This window comes from Yinghuangia sp. YIM S10712 (assembly GCF_051388935.1).
GTDB lineage: Bacteria > Actinomycetota > Actinomycetes > Streptomycetales > Streptomycetaceae > Yinghuangia.
This window is the reverse complement of record NZ_JBPKBI010000003.1, coordinates 438,215-445,599: the sequence shown is the minus strand read 5'-3', so window position 1 is coordinate 445,599 and position 7,385 is coordinate 438,215. Positions and strand designations below refer to the sequence as shown.

6 protein-coding genes, 1 tRNA gene and 1 other RNA gene are annotated in these 7,385 nt (G+C 70.7%); 7 read left to right on the top strand and 1 reads right to left on the bottom strand.

Annotation, left to right across the window (positions count from 1 at the left end):
• Positions 1 to 41 precede the first annotated feature (41 nt).
• A tRNA-Ser gene (locus ACRX5W_RS11420) sits at positions 42 to 129 on the bottom strand.
• Positions 130 to 226: 97 nt separating this feature from the next.
• Here ACRX5W_RS11420 and ffs point away from each other — a divergent pair.
• The 7 genes from ffs (at position 227) to ACRX5W_RS11385 (ending at position 7,317) form a co-directional block, all read left to right on the top strand.
• Positions 227 to 323, top strand: an RNA gene (gene ffs / locus ACRX5W_RS11415) — signal recognition particle sRNA small type.
• A 124-nt stretch (positions 324 to 447) separates the two neighbouring features.
• Positions 448 to 2,832 (top strand): DNA polymerase III subunit gamma and tau, encoded by a 2,385-nt coding sequence (locus tag ACRX5W_RS11410; protein ID WP_436788048.1) that lies wholly within the window; start codon positions 448 to 450, stop codon positions 2,830 to 2,832.
• A 171-nt stretch (positions 2,833 to 3,003) separates the two neighbouring features.
• Positions 3,004 to 3,375: a YbaB/EbfC family nucleoid-associated protein gene (locus ACRX5W_RS11405; RefSeq protein ID WP_436787909.1), complete on the top strand. Its 372-nt coding sequence runs from the start codon at positions 3,004 to 3,006 to the stop codon at positions 3,373 to 3,375.
• Between the two features lie 189 nt (positions 3,376 to 3,564).
• Positions 3,565 to 4,164, top strand: a complete 600-nt coding sequence (gene recR / locus ACRX5W_RS11400) for a recombination mediator RecR (RefSeq protein WP_436787908.1) — start codon at positions 3,565 to 3,567, stop codon at positions 4,162 to 4,164.
• Complete coding sequence (locus tag ACRX5W_RS11395) at positions 4,157 to 4,786, top strand: DUF5063 domain-containing protein (protein ID WP_436787907.1); 630 nt, start codon at positions 4,157 to 4,159, stop codon at positions 4,784 to 4,786. Before recR ends, ACRX5W_RS11395 begins: the two co-directional genes overlap by 8 nt.
• 201 nt (positions 4,787 to 4,987) lie before the next feature.
• Positions 4,988 to 6,256 (top strand): aspartate kinase, encoded by a 1,269-nt coding sequence (locus ACRX5W_RS11390; protein WP_436787906.1) that lies wholly within the window; start codon positions 4,988 to 4,990, stop codon positions 6,254 to 6,256.
• Positions 6,253 to 7,317, top strand: coding sequence for an aspartate-semialdehyde dehydrogenase (locus ACRX5W_RS11385; protein ID WP_436787905.1), 1,065 nt, complete (start codon positions 6,253 to 6,255; stop codon positions 7,315 to 7,317). The genes ACRX5W_RS11390 and ACRX5W_RS11385 overlap by 4 nt, the downstream gene beginning before the upstream one ends.
• The last annotated feature ends 68 nt before the right edge of the window (positions 7,318 to 7,385 follow it).

Sequence of the window (7,385 nt, the reverse complement as noted above, 5' to 3'; positions counted from 1 at the left end):
CCATCCGTGATGGTCCGGGCCGACGTTTTGCCTGTTCAGGCTGGCGGAGGATACGAGATTCGAACTCGTGAGGGGTTGCCCCCAACACGCTTTCCAAGCGTGCGCCCTAGGCCACTAGGCGAATCCTCCGCCGGAAAGCTTACCGGAGGGTTCGGGGTGGTCGTGCACGAATATCGGGGGTGGGTGGGGGCGGCGCGGGGAGGGGTTGGGGTCGGGTAGTGTTGGGGCGGGCCTCCCGCGTGGCGGCATCCTGCTGAACCCCCCCAGGGCCGGAAGGCAGCAAGGGTAGGTGGGCTCTGTCGGGTGCGCGGGGGGTCTTTTTGCGTGCCCTGACGGCGGCTGCGGGGCGGATGGGGGCAGGCCGTGGCCGGGAGGGTGCGGCGTTCGGTGGCCGAGGCGGTGGGTACGCCGGGGCGGCGGGTGCCGGCCGGGCCGGTGCGGCGTCGGATGTCGTTCGGCACGGCTATCGTCGTGGTCGTGTCGCTTGCCCTCTACCGCCGCTACCGCCCCGAGACCTACGCCGAGGTCATCGGGCAGGAGCATGTGACCGATCCCTTGCAGCAGGCGCTGCGGAACAACCGCGTGAACCACGCGTACCTGTTCAGCGGGCCCCGAGGGTGCGGGAAGACGACCAGTGCCCGGATTCTCGCGCGGTGTCTGAACTGCGAGCAGGGGCCGACGCCGACGCCGTGCGGGGAGTGCCGGTCGTGCCAGGATCTGGCGCGCGGCGGGCCGGGGAGCATTGACGTCATCGAGATCGACGCGGCGTCGCACGGCGGTGTCGACGACGCGCGTGACCTGCGGGAGAAGGCGTTCTTCGCGCCGGTCAACTCGCGGTACAAGATCTACATCATCGACGAGGCCCACATGGTCACGTCGGCGGGCTTCAACGCGCTGTTGAAGGTGGTCGAAGAGCCGCCGGAGCACCTGAAGTTCATTTTCGCGACGACCGAGCCCGAGAAGGTCATCGGGACCATCCGGTCGCGGACGCACCACTATCCCTTCCGCCTGGTGCCGCCCGGCGTGCTGCGCGATTACCTGGAGAAGGTGTGCGGCGAGGAGGGCGTCTCGGTCGAGAAGGCGGTCTTTCCGCTGGTCGTGCAGGCCGGCGCGGGATCCGTACGCGACTCGATGTCGGTCATGGACCAGTTGCTCGCGGGGGCGGACGAGCGCGGCGTGACGTACGCGATGGCCACGTCGCTGCTGGGCTTCACCGACCGCGCGCTGCTGGACGACATTGCCGACGCGTTCGCGGCCCGGGACGGCGCGGCGGCGTTCCAGGTGATCGACCGGGTGATCGAAGGCGGTTTCGATCCGCGGCGGTTCGTGGCCGATCTGCTGGTCCGCCTGCGCGACCTGGTGATCCTGGCGGCCGTTCCGGACGCCGCGGACAAGGGGCTCATCGACGTCCCCGGGGACCAGTTGGAGCGGATGACCGCGCAGGCGCGGACGTTCGGCCAGACCGAGTTGACCCGGGCCGCCGACATCGTGAACACCGGTCTGACCGAGATGCGCGGCGCGACGTCGCCCCGACTCCAGCTCGAACTCATTTGCGCGCGCGTGCTGTTGCCGGGTGCGGGCACCGACGAGCAGGCGCTCGGGGCGCGCCTCGACCGGCTGGAGCGGCGGGCCGACCTGGGCGTGCCGGGCGGAGGCGCGGCCGGTGTCGGTTTCGGCGGCGGAGTGCGCGGGGGGCACGAGGCGGATTACGGGCAGCCGCCCGCCCGCCCGACCGGTGGTGTGCCCGACGTGCCGCCCGGGCCCGCGGTGCCGCAGCAGGGCCCGTCGGCTCCGCAGCCGCAGCCGCAGTCGGCTCATGGGCACGTGCCGGAGGCGGCACACGGGACCGGGGGGCGGGCCCCGGGGGCGTGGCCGACCGCTTCCCGTCCGCCGCAACAGCCGCCGCAGGAGCAGCAGGAAAACCAGCGGCAACCCCAGCAGCCACCGCAGTCCCAGCAGTCACCGCAGTCACCGCAGGCCCCTGCGGGCGGAGGCGGCGACATCAACCGCGTCCGTGGGATGTGGCCGCAGATCATCGAGGCCGTGGCGCGCCGCAAGCGGGTCACCTGGGTGCTGCTCCAACGTGCGAACGTCGCCGGATTCGACGGTACGACGCTCCAGGTCGGGTTCGAACACGCCGGCGCTCGCGACGGGTTCGTCAACAGCGGGCACGACGAAGTGCTGCGCCAGGCCGTGATCGACGCGTTCGGCGTGGACTGGCGGATCGAGTGCATCGTCGATCCCGGGACCGGCGGCGGACCGGCGCCCGGCGGGGCCGGCGGCTCCGGCGGCGGGGGGCGCGCATACTCTCCGCCCTCGGGCGCGGCGGCGCCCGCGCAGGGCGGCCCGGCACAACCCCCGGCGCCGACGCAGGCACCGGGCGCGTGGCCGTCGACCTCGCGCCCGCCGCAACAGCAGGCCCAGCAGCACAACCAAGCGCCGCAACAGTGGCAGCCGCGTGCCCAACAACCCCCCGCGCCACAAACGTCACCTCAGCAACAACAGTCACAGTCGCGTGAGCCGTCGACGCCCGTCCGCGCGGCGGCCCGTCCGGCGCCGGCGGCTGCGACCGCCACCGCGCTCCCGCCCGAGGCACCGCGCCCCGACGAGCCACCGCCGGACGACTCGTACGCCGACCCCTACGAGATGGACGACTACGGGCCCGGCCCGGCCGATTACGAGCCGATTCCGGCCGATGTCCCGACCGCGGGGATGTCCGCGTACGCCGCCTCACCCGAAGACGAAGCAGTGCACCTCGGCGGGATGTCCGGCCAGGAACTGCTGGCCAGGGAGCTGGGGGCGACCGTGATCGAGGAGACCTCCGGTCCTTGACCCGTCACCGCGCCGGCGACCGTGCGGGGCCGACCGTGCCCGCGGGGCGCCGACCGGGCGCCGGGCCGCGTGACTCTTCACCTCCCCCGAACGGCCCGACCCCGTAGGCTCAAGCCGTGGTGGCAGCCGCATTTCCCGGGCTGCCACGGACAGCGACGAAGGGTGCCCCAGGTGTTTCCCGAAGGCGGCCTGCCCGACATGCAGCAGTTGTTGCAGCAGGCCCAGAAGATGCAGCAGGAACTCACGGCCGCGCAGGAGGAACTTGCGCGGACGCAGGTGAAGGGAACGGCCGGCGGCGGGTTGGTCACCGCGACGGTCAGCGGTTCCGGTGAGCTTCTCGCTCTGGAGATCTCGCCCGAAGCGGTGGATCCTGAGGACACCGAGACGCTCGGCGACCTCATCGTTGCCGCGGTGCGCGACGCGAGCCGGGCGGCCTCGGAAATGGCCGTGCGGGTCATGGGCCCACTGGCCGAGGGGCTGGGCGGTGGCGCCGGCGGCCTCGGCGGCGGGCTCGGCGGGCTGAAACTGCCGCCGGGCCAGTAGCGCGGCGGGTGCCCGGGCCGCGCCGCCGCGCACGGCCCGGGACCGCCCGGCAGGCTCGTCCCCGCGGACGGTGCGAAGGCGGCGCCGACACGAGACGATGAGGGCGGCGGGCCGCAACGGGATGCGGGGCACGGCGCGGCGACACCGACAGCAGAAACGAACCGACCGACGAGACCGAGGAGTTCGCAGGTGTACGAAGGCGCCGTTCAGGACCTCATCGACGAACTGGGCCGCCTGCCCGGCGTCGGTCCGAAGAGCGCGCAGCGCATCGCCTTCCATCTCCTGGCCGCCGACCCCGCCGATGTCCGCCGCCTGGTCAACGCCCTCGTCGAGGTCAAGGACAAGGTCCGTTTCTGCGGCACCTGCGGCAACGTCGCCGAGGCCGAGCAGTGCCGTATCTGCCTCGATCCGCGCCGGGACCCCGCGGTGATCTGCGTGGTGGAGGAATCCAAGGACGTCGTGGCGGTCGAGAAGACCCGCGAGTTCCGCGGCCGATACCACGTGCTCGGCGGCGCGATCAGCCCGATCGAAGGCGTCGGCCCCGATGACCTGCGCATTCGTGAGTTGATGACGAGGCTTGCCGATGGCACGGTGACCGAGTTGATCCTCGCGACCGACCCGAATCTGGAAGGAGAGGCGACGGCGACATATCTGGCCCGCCTGTGCAAGCCGATGGGTCTCAAGGTGACCCGGCTGGCGAGCGGGCTGCCGGTGGGGGGTGACCTGGAGTACGCCGACGAGGTGACCCTCGGGCGTGCCTTTGAGGGGAGACGACTGCTCGATGTCTGACGACCTGACCGACTTCACCGCGGAAATCGCCGACCAGATCGAGAGCTTCGTGGTGGCAGTCACGGAGGTGGCCCGCGGCGAGGAGCCCGGCGCCGCCGTGTCGATGCTGCTGCTGGAGGTCTCGCAATTGATGCTCGCCGGCGGTCGGCTCGGCGCGATCGCCGACGTCGTGCCCGACGAGCGCTTCGAGCCGGATTCCGGGCCGGACCCCGATGTGGACGCGCTGCGCACCTCGCTTTCCGTGCTGCTCGAACCGATCGACGTCTACTACGAGGTCTTCGACCCGTACGTTCCGCGCCCCAAGCCCGTGGCCTTCCGTATCTCGGACGACATGGCCGACGTCGTCACCGACCTCATGCACGGTCTCGCCCACCATCGGGCCGGGCGGACCACCGAGGCGCTGTGGTGGTGGCAGTTCTCGTACCTCGCGAACTGGGGTGCGACGGCGAGTGCGGTGCTGCGCGCGCTGCAATCGGTGGTCGCGCACGCCCGGCTCGACACGGCCGCCGACGACGGCATCGAGGTGGCGGTCGACGACGCGATCGGCGACGAGCTCGCCGACGAGTTGGCGGAGCAATTGGATGACGCGGTCGTGCTCGGCGGGCCGACCAACGGCGGCTGAGCGGTTCCTCCGGAACGCCGAGCGGACAACCGGAACCGGACGTTTTCCCGGTTTCGGTGGTCCGTACGGCACTTTCACCGGGATTGACGGCGCATTGTTCGAAAAGTAATACGTTCGTCTCAGTATGTGAATAGAGGTGGGGTCGTCCGCATGCCTCGTTAGACTGTGCCGACCGCAGCAATCACGAAACGAGGAGCGCACGTGGGCCTTGTCGTGCAGAAGTACGGAGGCTCCTCCGTTGCCGATGCCGAAGGCATCAAGCGCGTCGCCAAGCGGATCGTCGACACCAAGAAGGCCGGCCACGAAGTGGTCGTCGTGGTGTCCGCGATGGGTGACACAACGGACGAGCTCATCGATCTCGCGCAGCAGGTGAGCCCCATGCCTGCGGGACGCGAGCTCGACATGCTGCTCACCTCCGGTGAGCGGATTTCGATGGCGCTGCTGGCGATGGCGATCAAAAACCTCGGTGTCGAGGCGCGGTCGTTCACCGGCAGCCAAGCCGGCGTCATCACCGACTCGGTCCACAACAAAGCGCGCATCATCGACGTGACGCCCGGCCGGATCCGGTCCGCCCTCGACGAGGACGCCGTGGCGATCGTCGCCGGCTTCCAGGGCGTGTCGCAGGACACGAAGGACATCACGACCCTCGGCCGCGGCGGGTCCGACACGACCGCCGTCGCCCTGGCCGCCGCCCTCGACGCCGAGGCCTGCGAGATCTACACGGACGTGGACGGCGTCTTCACCGCCGACCCCCGCGTGGTCAAGAAGGCCCGCAAGATCAAGCAGATCAGCTATCAGGAGATGCTGGAGCTGGCCGCCAGCGGTTCCAAGGTGCTGCACCTGCGGTGTGTGGAGTACGCCCGCCGCTACAACATGCCCGTCCACGTGCGCTCGTCCTTCTCAGGGCTTGAGGGCACGTGGGTACGAAGCGAGTCCGAAGGGGACGACGTGGAGCAGGCGATCATCTCCGGTGTCGCCCACGACACCAGCGAGGCCAAGGTCACCGTTGTCGGGGTCCCGGACAAGCCCGGCGAGGCCGCGAAGATCTTCCGCGCGGTCGCCGACGCCGAGATCAACATCGACATGGTGGTGCAGAACGTCTCCGCCGCGTCCACCGGGCGCACGGACATCTCCTTCACGCTGCCGATGACCGACGGCCACAAGGCCATCGACTCGCTGACCAGGATCAAGGACAGCATCGGCTTCGAGGCGCTGCAGTACGACGACCAGGTCGGCAAGGTCTCCCTCGTCGGCGCGGGCATGCGCTCGCACCCCGGCGTCACCGCGGAGTTCTTCGAGGCGCTGTCGAACGCCGGCGTCAACATCGAGCTGATCTCCACGTCGGAGATCCGCATCTCGGTGGTCTGCCGCGCCGACCAGGTGCCGACCGCGATCCAGGCCGTCCACACCGCTTTCGGGCTCGACGCGGAGTCCGAAGAGGCCGTCGTCTACGGAGGTACCGGCCGATGAGCACCCGCAAGCCCACTCTCGCCCTGGTCGGCGCCACCGGCGCCGTCGGTACCGTGATGCTCGAACTGCTTTCGACGCGTCAGGACGTCTGGGGGGAGATCCGCCTGATCGCCTCCGCCCGTTCGGCCGGCAAGAAGCTGGTGGTGCGGGGCGAGGAGGTCGAGGTCCAGGCGCTGTCCGAGGAGTGCTTCGAGGGCGTCGACGTCGCGATGTTCGACGTGCCCGACGAGGTGTCCGCGCAGTGGGCGCCGGTGGCCGCCGCGAAGGGCGCGGTCGCGGTCGACAACTCCGGCGCGTTCCGCATGGACCCCGAGGTTCCGCTGGTGGTGCCCGAGGTGAACCCGGCGGCGGCTCGGATCCGTCCGCGCGGCATCATCTCGAACCCCAACTGCACGACGCTGACCATGGTCGTGGCGCTCGGTGCGCTGCACGCCGAGCTGGGTCTGCGCGAGCTCGTGGTGTCGTCGTACCAGGCGGCGTCCGGTGCCGGTCAGCCGGGCATCGACACGCTGCGCGAGCAGATGGCGAAGGTCGCGGGCTCCGCGACGCTGGGCACGCAGCCGGGCGATGTGCGCCGCGCGGTCGGCGAGTTCGGGCCGTTCCCGGCGCCGCTCGCGCTCAACGTCGTGCCGTGGGCGGGGTCGCTCAAGGACGGCGGCTGGTCGTCCGAGGAGCTCAAGGTCCGCAACGAGTCGCGCAAGATCCTCGGTCTGCCGGACCTCAAGGTCTCCGCGACCTGTGTGCGCGTCCCCGTCATCACGACGCACTCGCTGGCCGTGCACGCGGTGTTCGAACGCGATGTGACGGTCGCGCGTGCCCACGAGATCCTTGCCGAGGCACCGGGCGTCGTGCTGTGCGACGACCCCGAGAGCGGCGAGTTCCCGACCCCGGCGGACGTCGTCGGCACCGACCCCACGTGGGTCGGACGCATCCGGCAGGCGCTGGACTTCCCGAACACGCTGGAGATGTTCGTGTGCGGCGACAACCTGCGCAAGGGTGCCGCGCTCAACACCGCGCAGATCGCCGAGCTGGTCGCGGCGGAGCTGACCGCCGAGGCGTGACGGGCCGCGCCCCCGTGTACGCGTGAACGCATGACGGCCGTCGGCCGCGCCCTCCCGAAACGGGGGGC